Annotated in this window: 27 protein-coding genes; 10 read left to right on the top strand and 17 right to left on the bottom strand. The window is 65.5% G+C overall.

Annotation, left to right across the window (positions count from 1 at the left end; translation table 11 throughout):
• Nucleotides 1-78 precede the first annotated feature (78 nt).
• The 5 genes from EN857_RS08910 to EN857_RS08890 form a co-directional block, all read right to left on the bottom strand.
• Nucleotides 79-789, bottom strand: a complete 711-nt coding sequence (locus EN857_RS08910; RefSeq protein ID WP_127284113.1) for a DUF1868 domain-containing protein — start codon at nucleotides 787-789, stop codon at nucleotides 79-81.
• A gap of 401 nt (nucleotides 790-1,190) precedes the next feature.
• Nucleotides 1,191-1,805, bottom strand: a complete 615-nt coding sequence (locus EN857_RS08905; protein WP_127392118.1) for a DapH/DapD/GlmU-related protein — start codon at nucleotides 1,803-1,805, stop codon at nucleotides 1,191-1,193.
• Entirely contained in the window at nucleotides 1,802-2,509 is a 708-nt protein-coding gene (phnL, locus tag EN857_RS08900; RefSeq protein WP_127392117.1) for a phosphonate C-P lyase system protein PhnL, read from the bottom strand. Before phnL ends, EN857_RS08905 begins: the two co-directional genes overlap by 4 nt.
• 149 nt (nucleotides 2,510-2,658) lie before the next feature.
• The gene (gene phnK / locus EN857_RS08895; protein WP_126058225.1) at nucleotides 2,659-3,435 is read right to left on the bottom strand and encodes a phosphonate C-P lyase system protein PhnK; all 777 of its coding nucleotides are present in this window, start codon (nucleotides 3,433-3,435) and stop codon (nucleotides 2,659-2,661) included.
• Nucleotides 3,432-4,331 carry an alpha-D-ribose 1-methylphosphonate 5-phosphate C-P-lyase PhnJ gene (locus tag EN857_RS08890; protein WP_127394078.1) on the bottom strand — a complete coding sequence of 300 codons (900 nt, stop codon included), beginning with the start codon at nucleotides 4,329-4,331 and terminating at the stop codon, nucleotides 3,432-3,434. Before EN857_RS08890 ends, phnK begins: the two co-directional genes overlap by 4 nt.
• Before the next feature lie 65 nt (nucleotides 4,332-4,396).
• Between EN857_RS08890 and EN857_RS08885 the strand changes: the two genes are divergently transcribed.
• Nucleotides 4,397-4,603 (top strand): hypothetical protein, encoded by a 207-nt coding sequence (locus tag EN857_RS08885; protein WP_127394077.1) that lies wholly within the window; start codon nucleotides 4,397-4,399, stop codon nucleotides 4,601-4,603.
• A gap of 2 nt (nucleotides 4,604-4,605) precedes the next feature.
• On the opposite strand, the gene fosX is transcribed toward EN857_RS08885, so the two are convergent.
• The 4 genes from fosX to phnG are packed head-to-tail and all read right to left on the bottom strand — an operon-like array spanning nucleotide 4,606 to nucleotide 7,202.
• Nucleotides 4,606-5,025 carry a FosX/FosE/FosI family fosfomycin resistance hydrolase gene (gene fosX, locus EN857_RS08880; RefSeq protein ID WP_127394076.1) on the bottom strand — a complete coding sequence of 140 codons (420 nt, stop codon included), beginning with the start codon at nucleotides 5,023-5,025 and terminating at the stop codon, nucleotides 4,606-4,608.
• Entirely contained in the window at nucleotides 5,022-6,134 is a 1,113-nt protein-coding gene (locus EN857_RS08875) for a carbon-phosphorus lyase complex subunit PhnI (protein ID WP_128346116.1), read from the bottom strand. The genes fosX and EN857_RS08875 overlap by 4 nt, the downstream gene beginning before the upstream one ends.
• Nucleotide 6,135: 1 nt before the next feature.
• A complete protein-coding gene (gene phnH / locus EN857_RS08870; RefSeq protein ID WP_127394203.1) occupies nucleotides 6,136-6,741 on the bottom strand; it encodes a phosphonate C-P lyase system protein PhnH in 606 nt (201 codons plus the stop codon).
• Nucleotides 6,741-7,202, bottom strand: coding sequence for a phosphonate C-P lyase system protein PhnG (gene phnG, locus EN857_RS08865; RefSeq protein WP_127394204.1), 462 nt, complete (start codon nucleotides 7,200-7,202; stop codon nucleotides 6,741-6,743). The genes phnH and phnG overlap by 1 nt, the downstream gene beginning before the upstream one ends.
• Nucleotides 7,203-7,336: 134 nt before the next feature.
• On the opposite strand from phnG, the gene phnF reads away from it, so the two are divergent.
• Nucleotides 7,337-8,086: a phosphonate metabolism transcriptional regulator PhnF gene (gene phnF / locus EN857_RS08860; RefSeq protein ID WP_127394205.1), complete on the top strand. Its 750-nt coding sequence runs from the start codon at nucleotides 7,337-7,339 to the stop codon at nucleotides 8,084-8,086.
• Here the strand turns inward: phnF and EN857_RS08855 are convergent.
• The 7 genes from EN857_RS08855 to EN857_RS08825 form a co-directional block, all read right to left on the bottom strand.
• Nucleotides 8,083-8,913, bottom strand: a complete 831-nt coding sequence (locus EN857_RS08855; RefSeq protein ID WP_128346117.1) for an amidohydrolase family protein — start codon at nucleotides 8,911-8,913, stop codon at nucleotides 8,083-8,085. The genes phnF and EN857_RS08855 overlap by 4 nt on opposite strands.
• 4 nt (nucleotides 8,914-8,917) lie before the next feature.
• A complete protein-coding gene (locus tag EN857_RS08850; RefSeq protein ID WP_127393705.1) occupies nucleotides 8,918-9,934 on the bottom strand; it encodes a zinc-binding alcohol dehydrogenase family protein in 1,017 nt (338 codons plus the stop codon).
• A 66-nt stretch (nucleotides 9,935-10,000) separates the two neighbouring features.
• A complete protein-coding gene (locus tag EN857_RS08845; protein WP_127282987.1) occupies nucleotides 10,001-10,966 on the bottom strand; it encodes an ABC transporter permease in 966 nt (321 codons plus the stop codon).
• Nucleotides 10,963-12,516, bottom strand: a complete 1,554-nt coding sequence (locus EN857_RS08840) for a sugar ABC transporter ATP-binding protein (RefSeq protein ID WP_127282988.1) — start codon at nucleotides 12,514-12,516, stop codon at nucleotides 10,963-10,965. Before EN857_RS08840 ends, EN857_RS08845 begins: the two co-directional genes overlap by 4 nt.
• A gap of 145 nt (nucleotides 12,517-12,661) precedes the next feature.
• A complete protein-coding gene (locus EN857_RS08835; protein WP_127282989.1) occupies nucleotides 12,662-13,657 on the bottom strand; it encodes an ABC transporter substrate-binding protein in 996 nt (331 codons plus the stop codon).
• A gap of 318 nt (nucleotides 13,658-13,975) precedes the next feature.
• The gene (locus EN857_RS08830) at nucleotides 13,976-14,974 is read right to left on the bottom strand and encodes an aldo/keto reductase (RefSeq protein WP_127282990.1); all 999 of its coding nucleotides are present in this window, start codon (nucleotides 14,972-14,974) and stop codon (nucleotides 13,976-13,978) included.
• A 113-nt stretch (nucleotides 14,975-15,087) separates the two neighbouring features.
• Nucleotides 15,088-16,593, bottom strand: coding sequence for an altronate dehydratase family protein (locus EN857_RS08825; protein WP_127282991.1), 1,506 nt, complete (start codon nucleotides 16,591-16,593; stop codon nucleotides 15,088-15,090).
• Here EN857_RS08825 and EN857_RS08820 point away from each other — a divergent pair.
• From EN857_RS08820 to gndA, 7 genes are all read left to right on the top strand, one after another.
• Entirely contained in the window at nucleotides 16,574-16,783 is a 210-nt protein-coding gene (locus EN857_RS08820) for a hypothetical protein (RefSeq protein ID WP_127394124.1), read from the top strand. The genes EN857_RS08825 and EN857_RS08820 overlap by 20 nt on opposite strands.
• A gap of 57 nt (nucleotides 16,784-16,840) precedes the next feature.
• Entirely contained in the window at nucleotides 16,841-17,743 is a 903-nt protein-coding gene (locus EN857_RS08815) for a GntR family transcriptional regulator (RefSeq protein ID WP_127282993.1), read from the top strand.
• Nucleotides 17,744-17,892: 149 nt separating this feature from the next.
• Nucleotides 17,893-18,243 (top strand): DUF2946 family protein, encoded by a 351-nt coding sequence (locus EN857_RS08810; RefSeq protein ID WP_128346118.1) that lies wholly within the window; start codon nucleotides 17,893-17,895, stop codon nucleotides 18,241-18,243.
• 103 nt (nucleotides 18,244-18,346) lie between these two features.
• On the top strand, nucleotides 18,347-18,892 hold the full coding sequence (locus tag EN857_RS08805) for a copper chaperone PCu(A)C (protein ID WP_128346119.1): 546 nt from the start codon (nucleotides 18,347-18,349) through the stop codon (nucleotides 18,890-18,892).
• Between the two features lie 32 nt (nucleotides 18,893-18,924).
• Complete coding sequence (locus EN857_RS08800) at nucleotides 18,925-19,446, top strand: YcnI family protein (protein ID WP_127393814.1); 522 nt, start codon at nucleotides 18,925-18,927, stop codon at nucleotides 19,444-19,446.
• A 56-nt stretch (nucleotides 19,447-19,502) separates the two neighbouring features.
• Complete coding sequence (locus EN857_RS08795; RefSeq protein WP_127393813.1) at nucleotides 19,503-21,134, top strand: copper resistance CopC/CopD family protein; 1,632 nt, start codon at nucleotides 19,503-19,505, stop codon at nucleotides 21,132-21,134.
• 94 nt (nucleotides 21,135-21,228) lie between these two features.
• Nucleotides 21,229-22,653, top strand: a complete 1,425-nt coding sequence (gene gndA, locus EN857_RS08790; RefSeq protein WP_127393812.1) for an NADP-dependent phosphogluconate dehydrogenase — start codon at nucleotides 21,229-21,231, stop codon at nucleotides 22,651-22,653.
• A gap of 133 nt (nucleotides 22,654-22,786) precedes the next feature.
• On the opposite strand, the gene EN857_RS08785 is transcribed toward gndA, so the two are convergent.
• The gene (locus tag EN857_RS08785) at nucleotides 22,787-23,824 is read right to left on the bottom strand and encodes a LacI family transcriptional regulator (protein ID WP_128346823.1); all 1,038 of its coding nucleotides are present in this window, start codon (nucleotides 23,822-23,824) and stop codon (nucleotides 22,787-22,789) included.
• Between the two features lie 404 nt (nucleotides 23,825-24,228).
• Here EN857_RS08785 and EN857_RS08780 point away from each other — a divergent pair, with 404 nt between their 5' ends.
• On the top strand, nucleotides 24,229-25,485 hold the full coding sequence (locus EN857_RS08780; RefSeq protein ID WP_135858319.1) for an ABC transporter substrate-binding protein: 1,257 nt from the start codon (nucleotides 24,229-24,231) through the stop codon (nucleotides 25,483-25,485).
• Nucleotides 25,486-25,538: the final 53 nt, after the last annotated feature.

The following is a 25,538-nucleotide window of genomic DNA, read 5'->3' as shown; positions in this document are numbered from 1 at the left end:
GCTAGCGCAGCCCCATGAACCTGCGGTGTCGGATTGATGTCAGTTTTGTTACCGCCCACAGCTGCGCGGTAGCAGTCATCAGCCGAGGACCAGGAGCTCCTCGAAATGCTCCATGTCACGGAAGCTGCAAAAGGCCGCCGGGTGGAGTTCGATGACCGGCGCCTCGCGGTCGAGGAAGGACAGGCAGTCATCGAACAGATCCTGCCACGCCGCCGCCCGCTCGTCGGCAAGGCGGCGGATCTGGTAGGCGAAGGTGATGTGGAAGACGTAGGTGTCATGGTCGGGATGGCGATAGCCGAAGGGCACCGACAGCGCGTCGCGCCAGGCCTGGAGGATGCGCCGGTCTTCCTCCGAGGCGCCGGCGACGGTGAGGCCGTTCGGGGTGATACCGATGGCCTTGACCCTGAACGCGCCGCTCCCCGCGAAGCCCTTCAGGCGCTCCAGATAAAGGCGGGTCATGTCGTCGATGCTGGTGTCGAGCGGCACATCCCGAGGCCAATAGGGGAGCCGGCGGCGGCGCTCGATGATGCCCTGGAACAGCGTCATATGCAGGCTGGAGACCGGGGTGAAGACAAGCCGGTCGGCGTCGGGCATGGCGCGCATGCGCTCGCGCACTGCGACTACAGCGGCTTCGGAGGGTGAGCCGGCTACGAGATGGGAGACAACGGTGTTGCCAGGCTCGAACAGGAAATTGCCCGCCGTGTCGTAGCGGGTGCCGAGATGCACCGGCGGCGCGGGGTTGGTGCCTTCGAAGAAGCCGGCGAGCGAGGGTCTGGCTTTGTCGAGCATGGCGATCTCCCTGGCGAGATCGCCTCTTGTCCGACTCGTATGTCAAAGATGTGAATCTAGGGGCGTCGTCCTGGGCATAGGTATCGAAGCTAGCGGTCTCACTAGCAGTTGAGGCAGTTCTACCGGGAGATGGGCGCCAACACGAAGAGAATTAGCACCCCTACCGCTGCCAGGCCCAAGCCCAAGATGGTCAAGACAATGGACGAGACTCGGTCGGACCGACTCCAGCGGTTTACCTGGCTCCGAACGACCCAAATCCCCAATACAACCAGCGCCAACCCAATGCACGCCGGTATAAACAGTATAGCCACGAAATGATCTCCTTCCACACGACTGGCCTAGGAGATGTTTGATATAGCGAGATTAAATTACTGTACGACCACACCACGTTCCCGTGAATGTCAACCATACCTCTCCAGGAAAGCCTCTGCCGAAAGCGCGCGAAAATCGTCGAGCGACGCGCGCAACCGGGCATGGTCCCAGTCCCACCAGGCGAGCGCCTGGTAGCGCTCGGCGGTGCGACGGTCGAAGCGCTCGCGGATCGGCTTCGCCGGCACGCCGCCGACGATGGTGTAGGGCGCGACATCCTTCGACACCACGGCGCCCGCGCCGACCGCCGCGCCGTCGCCGACGGTGACGCCGGGCAGGATTGTGGAGCCATGCCCGAGCCAGGTGTCATGGCCGATGGTGACGCGCTTGGCGCGGCGCTGCGCGAAAAACTCGTTCTCGTGCTCGGCATCGTCCCAGTAGTCGGAGGCGCGGTAGGTGAAGTGGTGCAGCGTCGGCCGCCAGGTCGGATGGTTGGTGGCGTTGATGCGCACGCTGGCCGCGATGTTGGAAAACTTGCCTATGGTCGCGCACCAGACGGCGCAGTCCTGCATCATATAGGAATAGTCGCCGAGCTCGCTTTCCGAAACCCGGCTGCGGTCGGCGATCTCGGTCCAGCGGCCGAGCGTCGAGTTCTCGACCTGCGCGGTCGGGTGAACCAGCGGCGTCTCCGACAATTTCCTTGTCATGCGGCAATCCTGCCTGCGGCGAAAGCGGTGACGTCGATGACGCGGTCGGCGACCGCCTCGCGCACGTCTTGATCGTGGAAGATGCCGAGCAGGGCGACGCCGGCCGCCTTCTTGGCGGCGATCAACTCGACCACCACGTCGCGGTTCCTGGCATCGAGCGAGGCGGTCGGCTCGTCGAGCAGCAGGATCGGATGCTCGGTGATGAAGCCGCGCGCGATGTTGACTCGCTGCTGTTCGCCGCCGGAGAAGGTCGCCGGCGGCAAGGTCCAGAGCTTTTCGGGCAGGTTGAGCTGGGTAAGCAAGGTGCGTGCCTTGTCTCGTGCTGCCTCGCGTTCCTCACCGCGCTCGACCAGCGGCTCGGCGACGACGTCGAGGGCCGAGACGCGCGGCACGGTGCGCAGGAACTGGCTGACATAGCCGATCGTTTGCCGGCGCACGGCAAGCACCGTGCGCGGGCTGGCGCTGGCGAGATCGATCAGGCCGTCCTCGTGCTGGACGATGATCTGGCCTTCGTCGGCGGCGTAGTTGCCGTAGAGCATCTTCAGGATCGAGCTTTTTCCCGCGCCGGACGGGCCGCCGAGCACGGCGCATTCGCCGGCGCGGATCGAGAACGACACGCCGGCGACGACAGGCAAGCGGATGCCATCGCGCAGATGCATGGTGAAGCTTTTGGCGACGTCGGAGACAACGAGAGGGGTGGGCATCAGAAGATTCTCCTATTGTCGCCGATCGGCGGGAGAATATGGCACTTCTCCCCGTATAGTGACGGGGAGAAGGGGCGGCCTCGTGCGGTTTCGCCAATCTCCAACGTTGCAGATAGCCCGTGACAGAGGGGGGTGGCTTGGCGCCATCATCACACCTGCAAAATCGAAGAAACAAGCAACTGCGTATAGGGCGCACGCGGGTCGTCCAGCACGCGGTCGGTGAGGCCGCTTTCGACGACATGGCCGTCCTTCATCACCATCATGCGCTGCGACAGAAGTCGCGCCACGGCGAGGTCGTGGGTGACGACGATGGCCGCCAGGCCAAGGTCGGTAACCAGCCCGCGCAGCAGGTCGAGCAGGCGCGCCTGCACCGAGACGTCGAGGCCACCGGTCGGCTCGTCCATGAACACCAGGCGCGGCCCAGTCACTAAGTTGCGGGCGATCTGCAGGCGCTGGCGCATGCCGCCGGAAAAGGCGCGCGGCTCGTCGTCGATGCGGTCCTCGTCGATCTCGACGCGCGACAGCCAGTCGACGGCAGTGGCGCGGATTTTTCCGTAGTGGCGGTCGCCGACGGCCATCAGCCGCTCGCCGACATTGGCGCCGGCAGACACCGTCATGCGCAGCCCATCGGCCGGGTTCTGGTGGACAAAACCCCAGTCGGTGCGCATCAGGAAACGACGCTCGGCCTCGCTCATGCGGTAAAGCTCGCGCCATTGGCCGTCACGCATGCGGTAGCTGGCGGTGCCGGAAGAGGGCAGCAGCCGGGTCGACAGGCAGTTGAGCAGCGTCGTTTTGCCGGAGCCGGATTCACCGACCACCGCCAGCACCTCGCCCGGCCAGAGGTCGAAACTGACAGTCTCGCAGCCGACGCGCGAGCCGTAGAATTTGGACAGCGCCGAGACGCGCAGCAGCGGTTCGTCGGTCATTCGGCCGGCTCCGTTCTTTCGAGAGCAAGTTGGGCGTCAGGCGCTAGGTGGCCGCGATGGCCTTCCTCACGCCGCTTCTCGCAGTGGTCGGTGTCGGAGCAGACGAACATGTGGCCGCCACGGTCGTCGAGGATGACCTCGTCGAGATAGACATTCTCCGCCGCGCAGAGCGCGCAGGGCTGGTCGAAGGTCTGCACCTCGAACGGATGGTCCTCGAAGTCGAGGCTGACCACGTCGGTGAATGGCGGCACGGCATAGATGCGCTTTTCGCGGCCGGCGCCGAACAACTGCAAAGCCGGCGACCGATGCATTTTCGGATTGTCGAATTTCGGCGTCGGCGACGGGTCCATCACATAACGGCCCTCGACCTTGACCGGATAGGCGTAGGTGGTGGCGATGCGGCCGTGCCTGGCGATGTCCTCGTAGAGTTTGACATGCATCAGGCCGTATTCCTCAAGCGCATGCATCTTGCGCGTTTCGGTCTCGCGCGGCTCCAGGAAGCGCAGCGGCTCGGGGATCGGCACCTGATAGACCAGAATTTGGCCTGCGTTGAGCGGATGCTCGGGGATGCGATGTCGGGTCTGGATGATGGTGGCGCTGGCGGTGTCGGTAGTCACCGCGACATTGGCGACCTTCTTGAAGAAGGCGCGGATCGAGACGGCATTGGTGGTGTCGTCGGCGCCCTGGTCGATGACCTTCAGCACGTCGTCCGGGCCGATGATCGAAGCGGTGACCTGAACGCCGCCGGTGCCCCAGCCATAGGGCATCGGCATCTCGCGCGAGGCGAAGGGCACCTGGTAGCCGGGGATGGCGATGCCCTTGAGGATGGCGCGGCGGATCATCCGCTTTGTCTGTTCGTCGAGATAGGCGAAGTTGTAGGTGGCGATGTCGGTCATGGCTATACCATCCGCTCCGTGCTACCGAATTGACTTGCAAGGCGTGGAAACCGGACTGGATCGACATGAACTCTGCCGGCTGGATGCACCTCGGGATCGTGTTGCTGGCGTTCGCCGGCGCGGTCGTCTTTTTTCTTCGGCGCACGATTTTTCCGGCGCCAAGGGAAGGTTCCAACAATTCCGAAGGTTGGTACGGCGGCGGTGGTGGCTACGAGGGCCACAGTGGACACGATGGCGGTGGGCACGCCGGTCACGGTGGCGGAGACAGCTGAGCTCATTGCACGACCTCCAATTCCCTGGCGTAGCGCGTCAGCCGCTCGGCCAGCGTGCCGGTGTGCAGCTCGAACAGATGGTTGTCATGGTCGTGGAAATAGATCGAGCGGCCTTCGCCCTCGACACGCGGGCGCGGCGGGCGCATGTCGAGCCCGAGCTTTCTGACACGGTCGACGTAGCGGTCGAAATCGCTCTCGTCGATCTTGAAGCCGACGTGGTTGTAGCTCCGATCGTTGAGTGGCTCGCCTTGCATGATGGCGATCCAGAGATCGCCGATCAGGAAGAATTTCTCGCGCGATAGCGAGAACTGCCGGGCGCCGCTGTCATAGACCTCGCGCGCGCCGAAGACGCCGGTCAGGATCTCGCCCATGCGGTCGAGGTCGCGCACGACGAAGGTCATGTGGGAGAGGCCCTCGATCATTCGGCGGCCTCGCGCTTCTCATCGCCAGTGCGGTGATTTTCACGCGCGTCGTGCTCGGCGCGCATGCGGCGCACCAGATCGAGTTCGGCCTGGAAGTCGACATAGTGCGGCAGCTTCAGATGCTCGACGAAGCCGGTCGCCTGGACATTGTCGGAATGCGAGATGATGAACTCCTCGTCCTGCGCGGCGGCGACGACGTCCTCGCCGAGTTCGCTGGCCCGCAAGGCACGGTCGCAGAGCGCCATCGCCATCGCCTTGCGCTCGCTCTGGCCGAAGACCAGGCCGTAGCCGCGGGTGAATTGCGGCGGCGCCTTGGCCGAGCCCTTGAACTGGTTGACCATCTGGCATTCGGTGACGCGGATCGCGCCGAGCGGCACGGCGAAAGGCAGTTCCGGCACGTCGAGCTCCAGCTCGACCTCGCCGACACGGACCTCGCCGACAAAGGGGTGGTTGCGGGCATAGCCGCGCTGGGTGGAATAGCCGAGCGCCAGCAGAAAACCCTCGTCGCCGCGCGACAGCGCCTGCAAGCGGACGTCACGCGCCATCGGGAACTGCAGCGGCTCGCGGGTGATGTCGCCGGGAACATGCTCGCCGGGCATGTCGCCATCGGCCTCGATCAGGCCCTCGCGGGCGAGGATCGCCGAGACGCGCGGCATGGGCTCGGCCTCGGTGGCACGTTGCATGGGCTCGGCGACGTCGCCGCCGGCGGCAAGCTCGGGATCGAGCAGCCGGTGGGTGTAGTCGAAGGTCGGGCCGAGCAGCTGGCCGCCGGGCAGGTCCTTGTAGGTTGCCGACACGCGCCGCTCGATCAGCATAGCGGCGGTATCGGCCGGCCTGGTGTAGCCGAAGCGCGGCAGCGTGGTGCGATAGGCGCGGATGAGAAAGATCGCCTCGATCATGTCGCCGCGCGCCTGGACGATGGCAAGTGCTGCCAGCTCGCGGTCGTAGAGCGAACCCTCGCTCATCACCCTGTCGACGCCGAGCGCCAGCTGCTCGACGACCTGGTCGAGGCGCAGCGCCGGCACCGTGCGGTCGCCGCGACGGCGATCGGCGAGCAGGCGGTGCGCATTGGCAATCGCGGCCTCGCCGCCTTTCACCGCGACATACATGTCAGGCCTCCATCGTCTTGATGCGCGTGGTGCGCGGCAGGCAGGCGACCCCGTCCGGTGCTGCCAGGATGATGTCGACGCCGCGCGGAAAGCGCTGGCTGTTCTGCTTCCACTGCTCGATGAAGTGGCGCGGCATCTCGGCCGGCGCGAGCATCGCCATCTTCTCGATGCCCGGGCCTTCGAGCAGCAGGGGAACGCCCGAGGCGAGATCGCTGACGACGAGGATCAGCGTCGTCGAGCGGTCGGGATATTCCTGCGTGCCTTGCGAAAAGCCATCCAGCGCCATCATCTCGGCCGGCCTGGCTATAATGGCGAAATGCGCGTCGGCCGGCGTGTTGGCGAGCGGCGCGCCGGTGTGGAAGCCGAGCCAGGATCTGACCGGCGCCTCGGCCTGCAGGGCTGGATCGAGCCAGAGCGGCGTGTCGTTGTCGCAGAGCGCCAGCGCCACGGCGCCCGATGTCGCCGACAGCGGCGCCGGCGGGCGGGCGAGGGCCGGCAGCGGCTGCACGCTGCCCGGCCGCGCCATGGCGTCCATGACGGCGCGAAACACGGTCTGGGCATTGAAGACCGGATCGGCGAAGCCGCCCTCGATCGCTTGCGTCTCCATCAGTCCTCTCCGCGCACCATGGTGAAGAAATCCACTTTCGTAGCCGCTGTCTCGGCGCGACGTTTTTCGTGCGCCTCGGCAAGCACCGTACGCAGCGGCGCGATCACCCTGGTCTCGACAACGTCGCGATGGGCCGGGTCCTGCCAGAGCGCGTCGGCGATCGCGGCCAGCTTCGCCTTCTGCCTGTCGCGTCCGAGCGCATAGCTATGGCCGACCTGGCCGGAGGGCAGGCGCACCGTGGCGCGGGTGACCGTCGCCTCGCCGACATTGAAGGGCGCGCCGCCGCCGCCGATGCGGCCGCGCACCGTCACCAGGCCGGTTTCGGGGCCGCGCAAGAGTTCGGCCTCCAGGGGCAGGCCGGCCTCGTTCCAAAGCCGGGCGAGCTCGTCGCCGCCGGACTGCGCCAGCGTCGCCATCGCCGCCTTGCGCCCGGCCTGCTCGCGCGCTTCCTGTCCTCGCATGGCAGCACTCCGTCGATTGCGTAAATTTGTCTATTGATATAGACAACTATACAAATTATACGCATTAGCTAGCGCGAGTCCATGACGGCTGGATGACATCGGCGAAAAGTCTGGGCGGTGAACCGGGGGCTGACATGAGTGGGCAGCAGGCAGCCAGCATCGAGCGGCGCAGCGGCGTTTCGCTGTGGCGGCAGATCGCCGACCGGATCCTGCAGGGGATCGCGGCCGGCGACTTTGCCGAGAACGCGGCCCTGCCGCCGGAAATGGCGCTTGCCGAACGTTATGGCGTCAATCGCCATACGGTGCGCAGCGCAATCGCAGCGCTGGTTCAGGAGGGCGTGCTGAGGGCCGAGCAGGGGCGCGGCACCTTCGTCTTGTCGCGCAAGCGGCTCTCCTACCCGATCGGCGCCCGCACGCGCTTTTCGACGGGCCTGCAGGGGCAGACGAGCGAGCGGCATATCGCGCTGCTCGCCTCATCGGTCGAGCCGGCCAGCCGGCGCATCGCCGATGCCTTGAAGCTCGCCAGGGGAGCCGCCGTGCTCCGCCTGGAGACGCGCGGCGAAGCCGATGGCCATCCGGTGTCGCGCGCCACCGCCTGGTTCGACGCCAGGCGCTTCGCCGGCATCGATGCCGCCATGGCGGAGACGGGATCGGTCACCGCATCGCTCAGGCGCTTCGGCATAAACGATTATCTCAGGCAATCGACGGTGCTGTCGGCGCGCCATGGCGATGCCGCCGATCTTGCCGATCTCGACCTGCAGCCCGGCGCCATCGTGCTGGTGACGGTCGCGGTCAACGTCACGCTCGACGGTCAGCCGATCCAGTTCTCCGAGTCGCGGTTTCCGGCGGAGCGGGTGGAGCTCAAACTGTCGGCCAATGACTAGCCGATGCCGTAGAAGCGTGCGGCGGTGCCGCCGAAGACGGCGTCATGCTCCGCCGGCGAAAGGCCTGCCAAAAGCTCCTTCGCGGCGGCCAGCCAATTCTCGTAGGTGGCGGCGAGCTCGCACACCGGCCAGTCGCTGCCGAACATCAGCCGGTCCGGCCCGAAGCAGGCGACGAGATGATCGGCATAGGGTTTGAGGCCGGCGACCGACCAGTTCGGCCCGGCCTCAGTGACCAGGCCGGAGAATTTGCAGACGACCGATGGCCGCTTCGCCAGCGCCGCCATGTCGCTCGCCCAGGGCTCTAGGATGCCCTTGGCGATGAAGGGTTTTGCCGCGTGGTCAACGACGATCGGCAGGTCAGGCATGTGGTCGGCGAGTGCGGCGACCACCGGCAAATGGCGCGGCTGCGCCAGAGCGTCGAAACGCAGGCCGAGTTTCGGCAAAAGCTTCAGCGCGGCGAGCTGCTTCGGCTTCAAAATGTCGAAAGTGTCGTCGATATCCTGCAGCATCGGCCTTATGCCGCGGAACTTCGGCCGCGCCGCCAGCCGTCGCAGCGTCGCCTCGACATCGTCGGCTTCGAGATCGACCCAGCCGACCACGGCCGCGATGCTGTCGTCCCTGTCGGCGAGGTCGAGCATGAATTCGGTTTCGGCGACGGTCGCCGCCGCCTGGACGACGACGGTGCGGGCGATGCCTGCGGCCTGGAGGTGCGGCGCCAGGTCGGCCGGGAAGACGTCGCGCATGATCGGCGCGACGTGCGGCCCCATCCAGAAATAGTCGCCGCGCGCGATCTGCCAATAATGCTGGTGCGCGTCGATCCTCTGCATCGTCCTACCCGATCTCGATGACGGCCTTGATCAGACCGGATTTCTCATGCGCCCATCTTGCGAGATCACGCGGCGTGCCCGCAAGGCTCGTGCGGTGGGTGACGAGCTTTGCCATGGGCACCGCACCGTTGCGGATCGAGGCGGCGACATGGTCGAAATCGGCGCGGAGCGCATTGCGGCTGCCGATCAGCGTCATCTCGCGCTTGTGGAATTCCGGGTCGGAGAAGGTGATGTCGTCCTTGACGACACTGACCAGGACGAGGCCGCCGCCATGCGCGACATGGGCGAAGGCCGATTGCACCGACTGCGTGTTGCCGGTGGCGTCGAAGACCACGTCGAAGCCCTCGCCATCGGTCGCGTTCCGCACCAGATCGGCCGCCGCCTGCCGCGAGCCGTCGAGCGCGGCGAAACCAAGCTCGCTTTCGGCAAAGCCAAGGCGCTCGCTGCTCATGTCGAGCAGGCTGACGTCGAGGCCGGCGATGCGGGCAAACAGCGCCGTGCCAAGTCCGATCGGGCCGGCGCCGATGACCAGCGCGCGGGCGCCGGGTTCGGTCAGCGCGCGGCGCACCGCATGCGCGCCGATCGCCAGGAATTCGACGGCGGCGGCATCGGCCAGCGACAGGCCGTTTGCCGGGTAAAGATTCTGCGCCGGCACCAGGATCTCCTCGCACATGGCGCCGTCGCGATGGACGCCGAGCACCTCGATCCTGACGCAGCAATTCGGCTTGCCTTTCCGGCAGGCGATGCATTTGCCGCAAGCCAGATAGGGGTTGATGATGACGGCCTCGCCGACGCTCAGGGCGACGCCCTCGCCGGTTTCGGCAACCGTGCCGGAGACCTCGTGGCCCATGATGCGCGGGTAGGCGAGGAACGGGTGCTTGCCCTCGAAGATGTGGTAGTCGGTGCCGCAGATGCCGACATGGCTGACCGCCACCCGCACCCAGCCGGCGGGCGGCGCGCCGGGCTCGGCGCGGTCTTCGAGGACAAGCTCGCCGGGCGATCGGCAGACGACTGCTTTCATGCTTCAATCCAATTGTTTATGCCGCCGGCCCTCGCTTTCGCGGGGCCAGAGGCACTGGGAGGGAACTTACTTGCCGCGGCGGCGCAGCCCGTCGAAATAGACGATGACGATGATCAGCACGCCGGTGATGATGCGCTGCCAGAAGGCGTTGACGTTCAAAAGATTGGCGCCGTTGTTGATGGTGGCGAGGATGAAGGCGCCAAGCAGCGGGCCGTGCACGGAGCCGACCGCGCCGAACAGCGAGGTGCCGCCGATCACCGACGAGGCGATCGCCTGCAGTTCCCAGCCCTCGGCCTGGGTCGGATTGCCGATGCCGATGCGCGAAGCGAGCAACACGCCGACAAAGGCGGCGCACAGGCCGGACAGCGTATAGGCCATGTAGATGGTGCGCTGGACATTGACGCCGGACAGGCGCGAGGCCTCGGCGTTGGAGCCGACCGAGAACAGGTAGCGGCCCCAGCGGCTGTGGTGGAGGAAGATGTAGGCAGGGATGCCAACCAGGATCACCATCCAGAACAGGTTGGGGATGCCGACGAAGGAATTGCGGGAGAATTCCTGGAAGGCGTCGTTGTTGATCGAGATCGAATTGCCGTTGGTCATCAACAGGCCGATGCCGCGCAGCGAGGTCAGCGTCGCCAGCGTGATGATGAAGGGCGGCAGGCCCATCCTGACGATGCCGAAACCGTGGAACAGGCCGATGGCGACACCGACCAGCAAGGTGATCAGGATGGCGGCGAAGACCGGCACGCCGGCATTGATCAGCATCGCCGTGATGACGGTGGCGAAGCCGACCACGGCACCGACCGAAAGATCGATGCCGCCGGTGATGATGACGAAGGTCTGGCCGACCGCCAGGATGGCGATCATCGAGCCCTGGCGCAGCAGGTTGGAGATGTTGTTGGCCGAGGCGAAGCTCTGCGTCGACACCGACAGGATGACCCACAACAGAACCAGCAGCGCCAGCAGCGTCAGCCCGAACAGGGCGTTGTAGTTGCGCTTCGGCTTTTCGGCCGCGATCGCCTCGGTGCTCATTTCTGTCCTCCCTGTTTTTCTTGTTTCTCGGCGAGCGCCTGAGAGAGAATGTCTTCGTGGTCGGCGGTGCGGAAGCCGTGCGTGGCGACAAGCTTGCCGCGCCGGAACACATGCAGCGTGTCGGCGAGCTCATAGACCTCCGGCAGATAGGAGGAGATCAGGATGATGCCGGCGCCGTTGGACAACAGCGTCGAGAACAGGCGGTAGATCTCGGCCTTGGTGCCCACATCGACGCCGACCGTCGGCTCGTCGAAGATGAACAGCTTGGCGCCATGCGCCAGCCATTTGCCGATGACGATCTTCTGCTGGTTGCCGCCCGACAGGCTGGAGGCGAGCGCGTTGCGCGTCGGCGTCTTGATCCTCAGGCCGGCGATCTGGCGATCGGCCTCGACCTTCTCCTGCGTGTTGGAGATCAGGAGATTGTTCGAGATGCGCTTGTAGATCGGCAGGTTGAGGTTGAGGCCGACCGGCAGGTTGAGGCAGAGGCCCTGGTCGCGGCGGCTTTCCGGGGCCAGCGCCATGCCGAGCCGGATCGCATCGTGCTCGGAGTTGACCTGCACCTCCTTGCCTTCCCACAGGATCTGGCCTGCTGACTTCCGGTGGCGGCCGTAAAGGGTGGTGACGAACTCGCTGCGACCGGCGCCGATCAGGCCGTAGAGACCGACGATCTCGCCGGCGCGGACGGTCAACGAGACATTCTCAAAGCCCTTGCCGGAGAGGTTGCGTGTCTCGACGATGGTCGCGCCCGGCGTAAAATGTTCCTTGTGGTAGATCTGCTCGATCGAGCGGTTGATCATCAGCTTGACCAGCTCCGGCTCGCTGGTCTCGGCGATGTTGCGGGTGCCGACCAGGGTGCCGTCGCGAAGCACCGAGACACGGTCGGCGAGCTCGAACACCTCCTCCATGCGGTGGCTGATGTAAATGATGGTGACGCCTTCGCCCTTCAGCCGGCGGATCAGCTTGAAAAGCTGGTCGGCCTCCTTGCGGGTGAGGTAGGCGGTCGGCTCGTCGAAGATCAGGAACTTGGTGCCGCGCACGGTGGCGCGGGCGGCGGCGATCAGCTGCTGCTGGCCGATGGTGAGATCGCCGAGCACGACATGCGCCGGCAGGTCGAAGCCAAGACCGTCGATGATCTTCTGCGCTTCCTTGACCATGGCCCGCTGCTGCAGGATGCCGAAGCGGGAATCCTCTTCGCCGAGGAACATGTTGGCGGCGACGGTGAGGTGGCGGCAGAGCACGACCTCCTGGTGCACGGCATTGATGCCGAGCGCCATCGCCTCGTGCGGGGTCGCCAGCGCCGCTGGCTTGCCCTCCCAGATGACGTCGCCGGAGGTGCGCGGCATGACACCGGTGAGAAGCTTGATGAGGGTGGATTTGCCGGCGCCGTTCTCGCCGACGATGGCGTGGATCTCGCCGGACTTGAAGGCGAGGTTGACCGGCTTCAGCGCGTGCGTGCCGGGATATCGCTTTTCAAGCCCATGCAGTTCGAGGATCGTCCTGCCGGGCTCCAGCGTGGGGGCGGGGTGCAGGTCCTGCGCCGTCGACGTCATGACAATCCTCCCAGATTGGCCTCAAGATTGGCACGCAACGATGCGGCGCAGCCGTATCGTCAAGATAGTTCAAGCCAGCGGATCCCGGATGTGCTGGTGTTTCCGGGGCTGCGAGGCCCCGGAAACAGTGCGCCTATCGCGATGCTTAGTCGAGCTTCGGATTGAGCAGCGCGTCGATCTTCGGCTCTTTCATGTTGGCCTTGGTGACCAGGTTGGCGCCGGTGTCGACATTGGCCTCGACCTTCTCGCCCTTCGAGGCGGCGAGCGCGGTCTTGATGCCGTCATAGCCCATCCGGTACGGATCCTGGACGACGAGGCCGGAAATGACACCGTCGTTGAGGAACTTGATCAGCTTCTCGTCGCTGTCGAAGCCGATCAGCCCGACCTTGCCAGCCAGGTTGTTCTCGGCAATCGCCTGACCGACGCCCTGCGCCATGATCAGGTTGGAAGCGAAGATGCCCTTCAGGTCCGGGTTGGCGGTGATCAGGTCGGTGGCGATGTTGAGGCCGGTGGTGGCCTGGCCGTCAGCATACTTGTCGGCGATCAGCTCAAGGCCGGGATATTTCGCCTTGAGCTGTTCCTTGAAGCCCTGCGCGCGCTGCTCGAGCGAGCCGGCGCCCGGCAGTGCGGTGATCAGCGCAACCTTGCCTTCTACCTTGCCGCCATTAGCCTCGCCGATGGCCGCGGCAAGTCCGTCAGCGGCGACGCGGCCGCCCTGGACGTTGTCGGTGGTCAGGAACGAGGTGAAGGCCTTGGAGTCGGCGCCGGAGTCGATGCCGATGACCTTGACCTTGGTGGCGGCCTCGTCGATCGGCTTGCCGAGCGCCTTGGCTTCGGTCGGCGCGATGACGACGGCGGCCGGATTGCCGGCGACGGCATTCTCGAGGATCGAGATCTGGCCGTTGACGTCGGTCTCGGCCTGGGCGCCAAGCTCCGGCACGTTGATGCCGAGGTCCTTGCCGGCCTTGCGGGCGCCGGCGAGCACGATCTGCCAGTAGAAGGACGTGGTGTCCTTGACGATGATCGGAATGGTCACGTCCGCCGCCGAGGCCGGCGCCGTGTGCAGCGCGCCAGCGAGCATCGAGGCGGCGGCGAGCGCGACGAAAGCGCGGCGGTTGAGAATGCTGGTCACGAATTTCATGAGGGTTCCTCCCTAGATCGCCCGGTGAAGGTTACGGAAGCTCCGTTCGGATAGGCGCGGCCCAAACAGAACTTTATCAATAAAAAACATTTGCCATTTGTTGATAGTGCATCGACCCCGTCGACGCAAGTGCTGTTTCGTCACGTCTGCGCGACGGCCTTTGCGTTTGCCGTCGCTGCGTTCGAACGCTTCCGATCCTCCCGAATTTGAGATGGAATATTAATTCCACTCATGTGTCAATATGGAATATATGTTCTCTCTCGATCGTGAACTCCCCCGGCCCATGTAGCGCACGGAGCCGGGCAGGAGCTCCGCCTATCAGCCGAGTTCCTGGACCACCGTATAGGGATCGTATTTGGCGTATTCCGCCGGCGCCACCTCGACGTCGAGCAGTTCCAGATTGCGCGTCAGGTTGGCCGGCTTGGCCGTGCCGGTCAGGACCGAGGCCACGACCGGTTCATGCAGCGGAAACTGGAAGGCGGCGGCCGCCAGCGGATAGCCGCCATCGGCCGCGATCCGCTCCATGGCGCCGACGCGGTCGAGGATATCCTTGCTCGCCGGCTGGTAGTCGAAATGCGCGCCATGCACCGGACCGGTCGCCAATATGCCGGAGTTGAAGACACCGCCGATGATCAGGGACGTCTGGCGCCGCCGACAGAGCGGCAGCAGTTCGGCCTCGGCGCTGCGGTCGAGCAGCGAATAGCGGCTGGCGAGCAGGATGCAGTCGAGCGGTGCCCGGCTCAGCACATCGAGGCAGATGCGCACCTCGTTGACGCCAAGCCCGTAGGCGGAAATCGTGCCGGACGACTTCAGCTCCTCCAGCGCCTTCAACCCGCCATCCATGAACTGGCGGAAATGCAGCTTCGTCTGCTCGACGCCATGCGTGTAGGTGCCGATGTCGTGGACAAACAGGATGTCTATCCTGTTCAGCCCAAGCCGCGCATAGCTGAACTCGACCGAGCGCATGATGCCGTCATAGGAATAGTCGTAGTCGAGCGCGAAGGGCAGCGGATCGACGTAGGAATGGTCGGGGACCTGGTCGGCCGGAACGGGGCGGAACAGGCGTCCGACCTTGGTCGACAGCACGTAGGACGAGCGCGGCTTCTGGCGCAGGAAATCGCCGGTCCGGCGCTCCGACAGGCCGAAGCCGTAGAAGGGCGCGGTGTCGAAATAGCGCAGGCCACCGTCCCAGGCCGTCTGCAGCGTTTCCATCGCCGCTTCGCGCGGACAGGCCCGGTAGAGCCCGCCGATCGCGGCGCCGCCGAAGCTGATCTCGCTGACTTCGAGCGCAGTGGTGCCGATCCGGCGCTTGTTCATGCAAAGCCTCCCGCGCCGGCTATCCGTCAGCCGGCCGATGTCTTGTTTGTTTTGACGCAATCCCGGACGGAAAACCGCTTCACGCCTTTTCCTGGAATTGCTCGAGTTGATGTCTAGAGCGTCGCGCCGAGGTGCCAGGGCACGAACTCGTTGTCGCCGTAGCCGAAGGCCTCGCTCTTTGTCTTGCGGCCGGACGCCGTCTCGACGATGAGCTCGAAGATCTCGCGGCCCATGCCGGCGATGGTCTTCTCGCCGGAAGCGATGACGCCGCAATTGACGTCCATGTCCTCTTCCATCTGGTGGTACATGGTCGAGTTGGTGGCGACCTTGATCGACGGTGTCGGCCGGCAGCCGAAGCAGGAGCCGCGGCCGGTGGTGAAGACGATGACGTTGGCGCCGCCCGCCACCTGGCCGGTGGCGGAGACCGGGTCGTAGCCGGGCGTATCCATGAACACCAGGCCGTGGCCGGTGACCTTCTCGGCATAGCCGAAGACGCCGTTGAGCGGCGTCTGGCCGCCCTTGGCGACCGCGCCCAGCGACTTCTCAAGGATGGTGGTCAGGCCGCCGCGCTTGTTGCCGGGCGAAGGGTTGTTGTCGATCGAGGCGCCGTGCTTGGCGACGTGGTCTTCCCACCATTTCACATAGCCGTCGAGCTTGGCCGCGATCTCCGGGCTTGCCGCGCGATAGGCGAGCAGATGCTCGGCGCCGTAGATCTCCGTCGTCTCCGACAGGATGCCGATGCCGCCGACGCCGGCGAGGATGTCCACGGCCGCGCCCAGCGCCGGGTTGGCGGTGATGCCGGACATGCCGTCGGAACCGCCGCATTGCAGGCCGACGACGATCTCGCTGACCGGGATCGGCTCGCGCTCGAGGCGACCGACCTCCTCGGCGATCTCGGCGAGCACGCCCATCGCCTTCTCGACCGATTTGCGCGAGCCGCCGGCGTCCTGGATGTTGAAGTGCCGCTTGCCGGCGGCGACGCCCTTCTGGCCGTAGAGGGTCAACTGATTGACCTCGCAACCCAGCCCGACCATCATCACGCCGCCGAAATTCGGATGCCGGGCATAGCCGGCGAGTGTCCGGTGAAGCACCATCATGCCGTCGCCGGTGCCGCTCATGCCGCAGCCCTGGCCATGCACGATCGGCACGAAGCCGTCGATCCCCGGGTATTTCGGCAAGAGCGTGCGATTGGCCTCGTCGGCGATGGCGTGGCAGACGGTGGCCGAGCAATTGACGCTGGCGATGATGCCAATGAAGTTGCGGGTGCCGGCGCGGCCGTCGGCGCGGCGATAGCCCATGAAGGTGCGGGCGCGGTCGGCCTCGGTCGCGTGCTCGGCTTCGCTCGGCGGCACCACCGGCAGGCGGCCGCTCTCGAAGATCAGATTGTGCGAGTGGACATGTTCGCCGGGTCCGATGTCCTGCGTGGCGCGGCCGATCGCCTGGGCGTATTTCACGACCGCCTCGCCGGTTGCGATCGGCTTGATCGCCACCTTGTGGCCAGGCTCTATCACCGCGACGGCGACAGCGCCGCCCGGCAGCGCCGCGCCGATCTCGATGCGGCCATTGGCGACCGCGACATTGTCGGCGGGAGACAGGAGGATGCTGTTTGCGGCGTTCACGGGCGGGTTCCTGGGATGTTCCTGGGTGCGTGGGCGGATTGACACGCGTGAGTTAATGGATAATGTCTTTTATCGTGAAAAAACATTTTTGCGTCAATTGTTTTTTCGCGAGAGCGCCGCGCGCTTGCGGATGCGAGGGCCAGCCGGCCGGCATCTGAAAGCGATTCCGCTTTACGGCAGCATGCGTTAGGACCATATCGCGCTTCAGGCCGACCGCTGCAAGCGCCGGCGCGCAACGGGGCGGGGGATGTCGAAAAGCAACAACGTCTACAAGGACGCCTACAACCGCTGCCTCAGGCTGCTCGACGAGACGCAGAGCCTGCCGTCGGAACCGGAGCTCGGCACGCTGCTCGGCGTCAGCCGCACCACGGTGCGCAGCATCCTGGCGCGCATGGAAGAAACCGGGCTCATCGCGTGGAACAAGCGCAGCAAGACCGTGCTCAGGGCGCCGCGGCCGGACGACTTCTTCCCCGAGGAGGAGACCGACACGCTGGCCGAGATCATCGAGCGCTCCTTCATGCGCCGGCTGCTTGCCGGCGGCGCCGAGGCCGGCATGCAGATCAACGAGCTGGAGCTGGCGCGCGAGATCGGCGTCGGCACCACCAGCGTGCGCGAATTCCTGATCCGCTTCTCGCGCTTCGGCCTGATCGAGAAGCGACGCAACAGCCACTGGGTGCTGAAGGGTTTTACCCGTGCTTTCGCGATCGAGCTGACCGAGATCCGCGAGATGTTCGAGCTGCGCTCGGCGGCCGCTTTTGCCGCCCTGCCCGAGGAGAGCCCGGTCTGGGCCGATCTCGACCGGCTGGAGGATGAGCACCACCAGCTGGCGCGCGAGATCGCCACGCGCTTCACCGCGTTTTCCGAGCTGGACGAGCGCTTCCATCGGCTGATCCACCGCGCCTCGCACAACCGCTTCATCGTCGATTTCTACGACGTCATCGCCATGATCTTCCACTATCACTACCAGTGGAACAAGGCGCAGGAGCGCGAGCGCAACGAGGTCGCCGTCCAGGAACATCTGGCCTATATCGCGGCGCTGAAATCGCGCGATCTCGGCAGGGTCGACGCCGCTTGCCGCAAACATCTGAAGTCGGCGCGCCAGACGTTGCTGACCTCGATCCCCGAAGGGCGGCAGCCGCAACACGCCTGAGTCGCGCCGGGGTCCCGGCGATACGCATTGGTCGCGCCGCGTTGCCGCAGCCATGATTTGGCGATTTTCGCTCCGTTGGCCGCATGCTAGGTATCTGCCGTTGCTGCGTGGAGAGGCAAAACTTGGACATCCGGCGGGGTCGATGGAGCATGAGGGTCGCGTTCGTCGCGGCCTTGATGCTTTTGCTCCAGTCGGCACTTGGCGCCTTCGCGGCCGGGCCCGCCGCCGCGCAGCTCGACGCCTTCGGCAATGTCATCTGCACGCATGAGGGCGCTGCCCAGCTTCCCGGCAGCGATCCGCACCGGCAGCACATGCCGGCCTGCTGCGTGCTGGGCTGCAGCATGGTTTCCGCGGCCCACGCGCCGCCGCCCGATGCTAGCGTTCCCGCCCGCAGCCTCGTGCTCGAGGCCGTGGTGTTCGCGCCGCCGGCCTTCACCCATGTCGATTTCGCCCGCGATCGCTCTCCATCGAACCCGCGCGCGCCGCCAGCGACGGCCTGATCCGTCCCGGCTCGTCTCGCGGAACCTTTCGCGGGCGCATTCATCCAACTATCGGACCGTCCGCGGCATCGCGGCGGTGCGATCACCGCATCATGGAGCAACCATGTTTTCCTTTATCGCAACGCAGGCCAGCGCGTCTGGCCGCAGCAACCGATCCCGGCGCTGGCAGCGCCTCGGCATCGTCCTTTCCACCCTCGCCATGCTGTTGGTCGGCGCTCGCGCCGCCTTCGCGCATGAATTCAAGGCCGGCGATCTCGAAATCGAGCATCCCTGGTCGCGGGCCACGCCTGCCGGCGCCAAGGTCGCCGGCGGCTATTTCACCATCATCAACAAAGGCAGCTCGCCGGACCGGCTGCTGGCGATTGCCTCCGACATTTCGGAGAAGGCCGAACTGCATGAGATGGGCGTCAAGGACGGCGTCATGACCATGCGCCCGGTCAGCGGCGGCCTCGAAATCCCGCCCGGCGGCAAGGTGGCGCTCAAGCCGGGCGCCTATCACCTGATGTTCGTTGGGCTGAAGCGGCAGCCCAAGCAGGGCGAAAAATTCCCGGCGACGCTAACCTTCGAGAAGGCCGGCAGCGTCACCGTCGAGTTCGAAGTCGAAGGCATGGGTGAAACCGGCGACACCGACATGGACCACGCCGAGTGACCCGGCAATCACACAAACTTCGAGGGACAATCATGAACAAGTATCTTTTGACGGCCGGCGTGCTTTTCGCGCTCGGGACAAATGTGGCGCTGGCCCATGTTACGCTGGAAACCCAGGAAGCGCCTGTCGGTTCTACCTACAAGGCGGTGCTTCGACTGCCACATGGCTGCGAGGGCAAGGCGACGACCGCCGTGCGCGTGCAGATTCCGGAAGGGGTGATCTCGGTGAAGCCGATGCCGAAACCCGGCTGGACGCTGCAGACCAAGAAAGGCAAGTACGAGAAGTCCTACCAGCTCTATGGCGAGACGCTGACCACCGGCGTCAAGGAGGTCGACTGGAGCGGCGGCAATCTGCCGGACGAATTCTATGACGAGTTCGTCTTCAGAGCCAATCTGACGGCGGATCTGCCTGTCGGCCAGATGCTCTACTTCCCCGTCGTACAGGAATGCGAGGGCGGCGCCGCGGCGCGCTGGATCGAGATACCGGCCGCGGGGCAGGAGGAGGACGAGCTGGAAAATCCGGCGCCCGGCATCAAGCTGCTGCCGAAGAAATGATCTCCTGGCGGCGCGCTCCGTTCCAGGGCGCGCGCCGCCTGCTTCGAGATGGTGGCATGAGCGCTTCCACAAGGACCTGCATCGACGACTGGCGAGCTGCCCGGCTTTTTGCCCGGCTTCTGGCCGTCATCTTGCTGTTTGCGGCTATGGCGCTGCCGGACCGCGCCTTCGCGCATGCGGCGCTGATCAACGCCGATCCCGTGGACGGCGCGGTGCTGGCGCAAAGCCCGGCAAGGTTCTCGCTGAGCTTCAGCGAGCCGGTGTCGCCGCTGGTGCTCAACCTGGTGCGGCCGGACGGCACTCGGCTTGTCCTGACCTCCTACCGGCTCGACGATCAGACCATCGAGATCGACAATCCCGAGACGCTGAAAGCCGGCACGCATGTGCTGAGCTGGCGGGTGATTTCGGAGGACGGCCATCCGGTCGGCGGCTCCGTGCTCTTCTCCATCGGCGCGCCGAGCGCTCCGCCGGTGGCTGGGGAGGCGGTCGACTGGGACCTGCGGTCAGCCATCTGGACCGGCAAGGTCCTGCTCTATATCGGCCTGTTTTTCGGTGTCGGCGGCGCCTTCGCGCTTGCCTGGCTGGCCGAGGACCAACGCTGCGGCCGGCGCTTCGTCATCGGCGCGATCCTGTGCGGCCTGGTTGCCGCGCCAATGTCGCTCGGGCTGCAGGGGCTCGATGCGCTGGGCGCGCCGCTTGCCCGGCTGGCGCAGCCGGTGGTCTGGCAGACAGCGTTCGCCACCAGCTTCGGCTGGACCGTTCTGATCGCGCTGATAGCGCTCGGTCTCGGCCTGCTGTCGCTGGCCGGGCCGCGCGGCGGCCGCAAGCCGCTTGCCCTTGCCGGACTGGCCGGCGTCGGCGCCGCGCTCGCCGCCAGCGGCCATGCCAGCGCGGCGGAACCACAATGGCTGACGCGGCCGATGGTGTTCCTACACGGCGCGGGCATCGCCTTCTGGGCCGGCGCGCTGGTGCCGCTCGGGCTTTCGGTGAGGCAGCAGTCGAAGGATGCCGGGGCTTTCCTGCATCGGTTTTCGCGCGCGATCCTGCCGGTCGTCGCCGTGCTTGCCGCCGCCGGCATCGTGCTTGCCGTCATCCAGGTGCAGACGCCGGCGGCGCTGGTCAACACCGCCTATGGCAGGCTGCTGCTGGTCAAGCTGGTGCTGCTCCTGTTCCTGTTCACGCTCGCCACGGTCAACCGCTGGACGCTGACGGCTCCGGCCGAAGCCGGCGCCACCGAGGTGCAGCGGCGGCTGGCGCGCTCGATCGGCGCTGAGGTCCTGATCGTGGCCGCCATCTTCGCCGTCGCCGCCGGCTGGCGTTTCACGCCACCGCCGCGCGCGCTGGCGATCGCCGCCGCGCAGCCGGTGTCGATCCACATCCACACGCTGAAAGCGATGGCCGATCTCAGCATCGTGCCCGGCCATGCCGGCCAAGTCGCGGCCTCGATGGTGATCATGACTGGCGATTTCGGTCCGTTGGACGCCAAGCAGGTGACGCTGGTTCTGTCGAAACCCGATTCCGGCATCGAGCCGATCAAGCGACCGGCGACGAAGCCCGGCGATGGCACCTGGCGCGTCGACAACCTGATCATTCCGGTTCCCGGCCGCTGGACGGTGCGGCTCGATATTCTGGTTTCGGATTTCGAGGTGGTGAAGATAGAGGCGCCGATCGACATCCGCGCCGAGTGACAAATTGCTCGAGGCGGTTGACGCCATCGCAAAGGCCCGTCAATCATCCCGGCAAAACGCGACCAAACGAAATTCGGAAAGCAGGGAAGAAACGATGGAAAAAGCCGAAATCGGCCTGATCGGCCTTGGCACGATGGGCTCCAACCTGGCGCTCAACATCGCCGAGCATGGACACCGCATCGCCGTCTTCAACCGCACCGCGTCGCGCACCGACGCCTTCGTCGCGGGCGCCGGGCCGCTGAAGGACATGGTTGTGCCCTGCTACAGCCTGGAGGAACTCGCCGCCGCGATCCGGCCGCCGCGGCCGATCATCATCATGGTGCTGGCCGGCAAGCCGGTCGACGAGCAGATCGCGGCGCTGCGCGGCGTGCTGTCCGACAACGACATCGTCATCGATGCCGGCAACGCCAATTTCCGCGACACGATGCGGCGCTTCTCCGAGCTCTCCGGCTCGGGCCTGACCTTCATCGGCATGGGCGTGTCCGGCGGCGAGGAGGGCGCGCGGCATGGCCCGTCGATCATGGTCGGCGGCACGGAAGACTCCTGGAAGCGCGTCGAGAAGGTGCTGACGGCCATCTCCGCCAAGTTCAAGGACGAGCCCTGCGCCGCCTGGCTCGGCACCGACGGCGCCGGCCATTTCGTCAAGACGATCCACAACGGCATCGAATATGCCGACATGCAGATGATCGCCGAGATCTACGGCATATTGCGCGACGGCCTCGGCCTGGGCCCGAAAGAAATCGGCGCCGTCTTCGCCGACTGGAACAAGGGCCGGCTCAATTCGTATCTGATCGAAATCACCGCCAAGGTGCTGGCCGCCGACGATCCGAAGACCGGCAAGCCGGTGGTCGACATCATCCTCGACCGCGCGGGCCAGAAGGGCACCGGCAAATGGTCGGTCATCGAGGCGCAGCAACTCGGCATTCCGGCGACCGCGATCGAAGCGGCGGTTGCGGCGCGCGTGCTGTCGTCGATCAAGGATGAGCGGCAGGCAGCGGAAAAGGCCTATGGCAATATCGGCGTCGCCAAGATCGCCGGCGACAAGGCCGCCCTGCTCAAGGATCTGGAGCTGGCGCTGTTCGCCGGCAAGATCGCCGCCTACGCGCAGGGTTTCGCGGTGATGAGCGGCGCCTCGAAGGAATTCAACTGGAACCTGCCGATGCCGACCATCGCCAAGATATGGCGCGCCGGCTGCATCATCCGCTCGCAGATGCTGGACACGATGGCCGAGGCGTTCGGCTCTGGCAGCGCGTCAACCAATCTTCTGATGGCGCCGGCCTTCATCGCCATGATGCAGGAGGCGCATCCTTCACTGCGCAGGATCGTGGCGCGGGCGTCGGAAGCCGGCTCGCCGGTGCCGGCGCTGTCGTCGGCGCTCGCTTACTTCGACAGCTACCGCCAGGGGCGCGGCACCTCGAATCTGATCCAGGCGCAACGCGATTTCTTCGGCGCGCACGGCTTCGAGCGCATCGGCGAGCAGGGCGCGTGCCATGGACCCTGGGGCAGCGGCGCGGCCTAAGGGCAGGTAAGGCCGGCCTGCAAATGGCGGCCTCCTGCGCTTCTACTCCGGTTCTCGGAAGCCACCCAGTTTGGTCGCTTCGCGCCCGTCTTCGACTCCGACTCGGCCTGACCTGTCTCTCAAGTCGCGCCAATCAGCCGCGATAGGGCAGAACCTCGCTCGGCTTGCTCAGCGATTGCAGCGAGCCGGGTTCGGAGCCGCCGATCCAGCCGAGCACCGAGCGGGCCAGCTCGGAGCCGGCAAGGCGGAAGTTCTCGTTGACGACCAGCAGTTCCCGCCGGAACAGATGCAGCAGTTCCGACGACTGCTTCGACACCACGTCGACGTCGCGGCCGAGCTTCAGGCCGGCATCCTCGATGCCGGCGACGACGGCGAGCGTCGCCGCGGCGGCGCTGCTGACGAACCCGTCCGGCCGGTCCCGGCGCTGCATCAACTGCGCCGTCCGCATCCTGATCTGCTCGATCGACTGGTCGATGGACACGGTGTTGAACGGCACCTCGCTGGCGCCGACGTCACTCAGCGCGTCGGCAAAGCCGTTCAGCGTATGGCCATAGTAGGTGAGGCCGACCGGTGGCGTCACAAGGGCGAGCCGGCTGCGGCCGATGCTGGCGAGATAGCGCACCGCCTCGCCTGCGAAGGCGTAGTTGTCGAAATCATGATAGGGGTGCACGAGCCCCATGTCGGTGCGGCCGTGCGTGGCAAAGGGAATGCCGCGCTCCAGCATGTAGCGGGCGCGCGGATCGTCCGGCTGGGTGCGCGAAATGATGATGCCGTCGGCCGAGCCCGTCTCGACCAGATAGCGTATCGGATCCAGCGGATCCTGCGAGCGCGAATAGGGCGTGACGATCAGGTGATAGGGCGTGTCGGCGATCACCTCCGAGACACCGTAGATGATGTCCGAAACAAAGCTCATGATCTCGCGCTCGGTGTTGAGCACGAGGCTGATGACATTGGTCTTGCCGGTCCTGAGGCGCACGCCGGCGCGGTTCGGCCGGTAGCCTATCTGCCTGGCGACGAGTTGCACGCGCCGCCTGGTCTCGGCGCCGATCTCGGGGGCGTCCTTCAAGGCGCGCGACACGGTGGTGACGCCCAGCCCCGTCATGAAGGCAAGCGTCTTCAGCGTCGGCCTGGCCGGCGTTTCGCCATCCCTGTCCGTCTGGTCCCTGTCCATATCGTCCCGCCCGTCAGGCGCATAGCAGTCGCCGGGCCGGCCGGCAATCGCCGCTATCGTCAGGCGGGCAGTCCCCGTCCGACAAAATCCCCATACACTGAAACGTTACAGATTGTCACGACCGTTGTCTGTTCTGGGCCAGGTCTGCCTTTTCCTGGCGTGCTCTCCCGGCTCGGAAAGTCGTTGGGAATCAGCGCGGAAGGCGTTTCGGGCAAGTTTTTTGCCAGCTTCTAGCGTTTTGCAGCGCAGCTTTGCGTGTTGCGGTGCACAAACTCGTGGCTGGCGGAACTATTTTGTTCGCGCTCCGAAAAATATCGAAGCGGGGTTTGCGTGAGGGGTTGCGCATGTCGTGCAATTGCCGTATCGAAAATCTGTAACGTTTCAGATTCTTGGGAGGAACCGAAATGCGATACAAAATCCTGACTCCTGCGCTGGCGGCGACGGCCGCGCTGCAGTTCGCCGGTCCGGCGGCCGCAACCGACCTGGAAGTGATTCACTGGTGGACGTCGAAGGGCGAGTCGGCGGCGGTCTCGCAGTTCGCAAAGGCCTTTGACAATGACGGCCACGGCGACAAGTGGGTGGACAGCGCCATCGCTCTCGGCGAGACCGCCCGCTCTACCGTCATGCAGCGCGTGCTCGGCGGTGACCCACCCGGGGCGGCCCAGTTCAATCCCGGCCGACAATACGAGGAACTGATCTCGGGCGGCAAGCTGCTCGACCTGACGGACGTCGCGACCGCTGGCAAGTGGGATGAGGTCATTCGCCCGAAGGCGATCGGCAGCGCCTGCCTCGTCGACGGCCATTGGTGGTGCGTTCCGGTTAACATCCATTCGAACTACTGGGCCTGGTATTCCAAGCCGGTCTTCGAGAAAGCGGGAGTGCCGGAGCCGAAGAACCTGGCCGATTTCATCGCGGCCGCGCCGAAGATCAAGGAATCAGGCGCCATTCCCTTCGCCATCGGCGGCGACGGAAACGGCTGGCAGATCCAGTTGCTCTTCCAGGACATGGTCACCGAGGCCCTCGGTGTCGCCAAGCGTGACGAGATGTATACCAAGAAGAGCGCCGAAATTGCCGGCGGCGCCGAGATGAAAGGCGTCTTCACGCAGCTGAGGTCGCTGAAGCAGTTCACCGACAACGGCTACGCCAACCGCAACTGGAACGACACCACCAACCTGGTGATCACCGGCAAGGCCGGACTTCAGGTGATGGGCGACTGGGCGCGCGGCGAGTTCGCGGCCGCCGGCATGACCGGCATCAAGGATTTCGGCTGCATGATCGGCCTGAACGAGGAGAAGCCGGTGGTCAGCACCGACGGCGACATTATCCTGTTCTTCAAGCAGAACAATCCGGATGTCGAAGCAGCGCAGAAACGCCTTGCGGCGTTGCTGATCAGCCCGGAGGTTCAGGTCGCCTTCAACAACGCCAAGGGTTCGATGCCCGTGCGTGGCGATGTCGACATGTCGACGGCCGACCCGTGCATGCAGAAGTCGCTGAAAGCGGTGGAAGACCCGGCCAACATCGTCACGGCGACGAACCGGTTCATCACCGAGAACACCAATCAGCAGATCAATGAGCTCGTCGCGCAGTTCTTCGCGGATGACTCCATGACTGCTGACGACGCCACTGCGAAGTTCTCTACCATCATAGGCAATTCCGACTAGGAACCGATCAGCACCCAGAGGCGCCGCTGTTGCGGCGGCGCCTCTGTCGCGTC

The organism is Mesorhizobium sp. M4B.F.Ca.ET.214.01.1.1 (genome assembly GCF_004791545.1).
GTDB classification, from domain to species: Bacteria; Pseudomonadota; Alphaproteobacteria; order Rhizobiales; family Rhizobiaceae; genus Mesorhizobium; species Mesorhizobium abyssinicae.
Note: the sequence above shows the minus strand (reverse complement) of the source record. Positions and strands in the feature narration are given on the sequence as shown.

Excerpts from the sequence above, each read along its gene's own strand:
- phnF (WP_127394205.1), top strand. The coding sequence starts at position 7,337 with ATGAGTGGGCAGCAGGCAGCCAGCATCGAGCGGCGCAGCGGCGTTTCG.
- EN857_RS08820 (WP_127394124.1), top strand. The coding sequence starts at position 16,574 with ATGCTGTTTGCGGCGTTCACGGGCGGGTTCCTGGGATGTTCCTGGGTG.
- EN857_RS08800 (WP_127393814.1), top strand. The coding sequence starts at position 18,925 with ATGAACAAGTATCTTTTGACGGCCGGCGTGCTTTTCGCGCTCGGGACA.
- phnL (WP_127392117.1), bottom strand. The coding sequence starts at position 2,509 with ATGCCCACCCCTCTCGTTGTCTCCGACGTCGCCAAAAGCTTCACCATG.
- EN857_RS08785 (WP_128346823.1), bottom strand. The coding sequence starts at position 23,824 with ATGGACAGGGACCAGACGGACAGGGATGGCGAAACGCCGGCCAGGCCG.
- EN857_RS08850 (WP_127393705.1), bottom strand. The coding sequence starts at position 9,934 with ATGAAAGCAGTCGTCTGCCGATCGCCCGGCGAGCTTGTCCTCGAAGAC.
- fosX (WP_127394076.1), bottom strand. The coding sequence starts at position 5,025 with ATGATCGAGGGCCTCTCCCACATGACCTTCGTCGTGCGCGACCTCGAC.
- EN857_RS08795 (WP_127393813.1), top strand. The coding sequence starts at position 19,503 with ATGAGCGCTTCCACAAGGACCTGCATCGACGACTGGCGAGCTGCCCGG.
- EN857_RS08910 (WP_127284113.1), bottom strand. The coding sequence starts at position 789 with ATGCTCGACAAAGCCAGACCCTCGCTCGCCGGCTTCTTCGAAGGCACC.
- EN857_RS08890 (WP_127394078.1), bottom strand. The coding sequence starts at position 4,331 with ATGACCGACATCGCCACCTACAACTTCGCCTATCTCGACGAACAGACA.
- phnG (WP_127394204.1), bottom strand. The coding sequence starts at position 7,202 with ATGCGAGGACAGGAAGCGCGCGAGCAGGCCGGGCGCAAGGCGGCGATG.
- EN857_RS08780 (WP_135858319.1), top strand. The coding sequence starts at position 24,229 with ATGCGATACAAAATCCTGACTCCTGCGCTGGCGGCGACGGCCGCGCTG.
- gndA (WP_127393812.1), top strand. The coding sequence starts at position 21,229 with ATGGAAAAAGCCGAAATCGGCCTGATCGGCCTTGGCACGATGGGCTCC.
- EN857_RS08840 (WP_127282988.1), bottom strand. The coding sequence starts at position 12,516 with ATGACGTCGACGGCGCAGGACCTGCACCCCGCCCCCACGCTGGAGCCC.
- EN857_RS08905 (WP_127392118.1), bottom strand. The coding sequence starts at position 1,805 with ATGACAAGGAAATTGTCGGAGACGCCGCTGGTTCACCCGACCGCGCAG.
- EN857_RS08885 (WP_127394077.1), top strand. The coding sequence starts at position 4,397 with ATGAACTCTGCCGGCTGGATGCACCTCGGGATCGTGTTGCTGGCGTTC.
- EN857_RS08815 (WP_127282993.1), top strand. The coding sequence starts at position 16,841 with ATGTCGAAAAGCAACAACGTCTACAAGGACGCCTACAACCGCTGCCTC.
- EN857_RS08805 (WP_128346119.1), top strand. The coding sequence starts at position 18,347 with ATGTTTTCCTTTATCGCAACGCAGGCCAGCGCGTCTGGCCGCAGCAAC.
- EN857_RS08830 (WP_127282990.1), bottom strand. The coding sequence starts at position 14,974 with ATGAACAAGCGCCGGATCGGCACCACTGCGCTCGAAGTCAGCGAGATC.
- EN857_RS08855 (WP_128346117.1), bottom strand. The coding sequence starts at position 8,913 with ATGCAGAGGATCGACGCGCACCAGCATTATTGGCAGATCGCGCGCGGC.
- phnH (WP_127394203.1), bottom strand. The coding sequence starts at position 6,741 with ATGGAGACGCAAGCGATCGAGGGCGGCTTCGCCGATCCGGTCTTCAAT.
- EN857_RS08835 (WP_127282989.1), bottom strand. The coding sequence starts at position 13,657 with ATGAAATTCGTGACCAGCATTCTCAACCGCCGCGCTTTCGTCGCGCTC.
- EN857_RS08845 (WP_127282987.1), bottom strand. The coding sequence starts at position 10,966 with ATGAGCACCGAGGCGATCGCGGCCGAAAAGCCGAAGCGCAACTACAAC.
- EN857_RS08810 (WP_128346118.1), top strand. The coding sequence starts at position 17,893 with ATGAGGGTCGCGTTCGTCGCGGCCTTGATGCTTTTGCTCCAGTCGGCA.
- phnK (WP_126058225.1), bottom strand. The coding sequence starts at position 3,435 with ATGACCGACGAACCGCTGCTGCGCGTCTCGGCGCTGTCCAAATTCTAC.
- EN857_RS08875 (WP_128346116.1), bottom strand. The coding sequence starts at position 6,134 with ATGTATGTCGCGGTGAAAGGCGGCGAGGCCGCGATTGCCAATGCGCAC.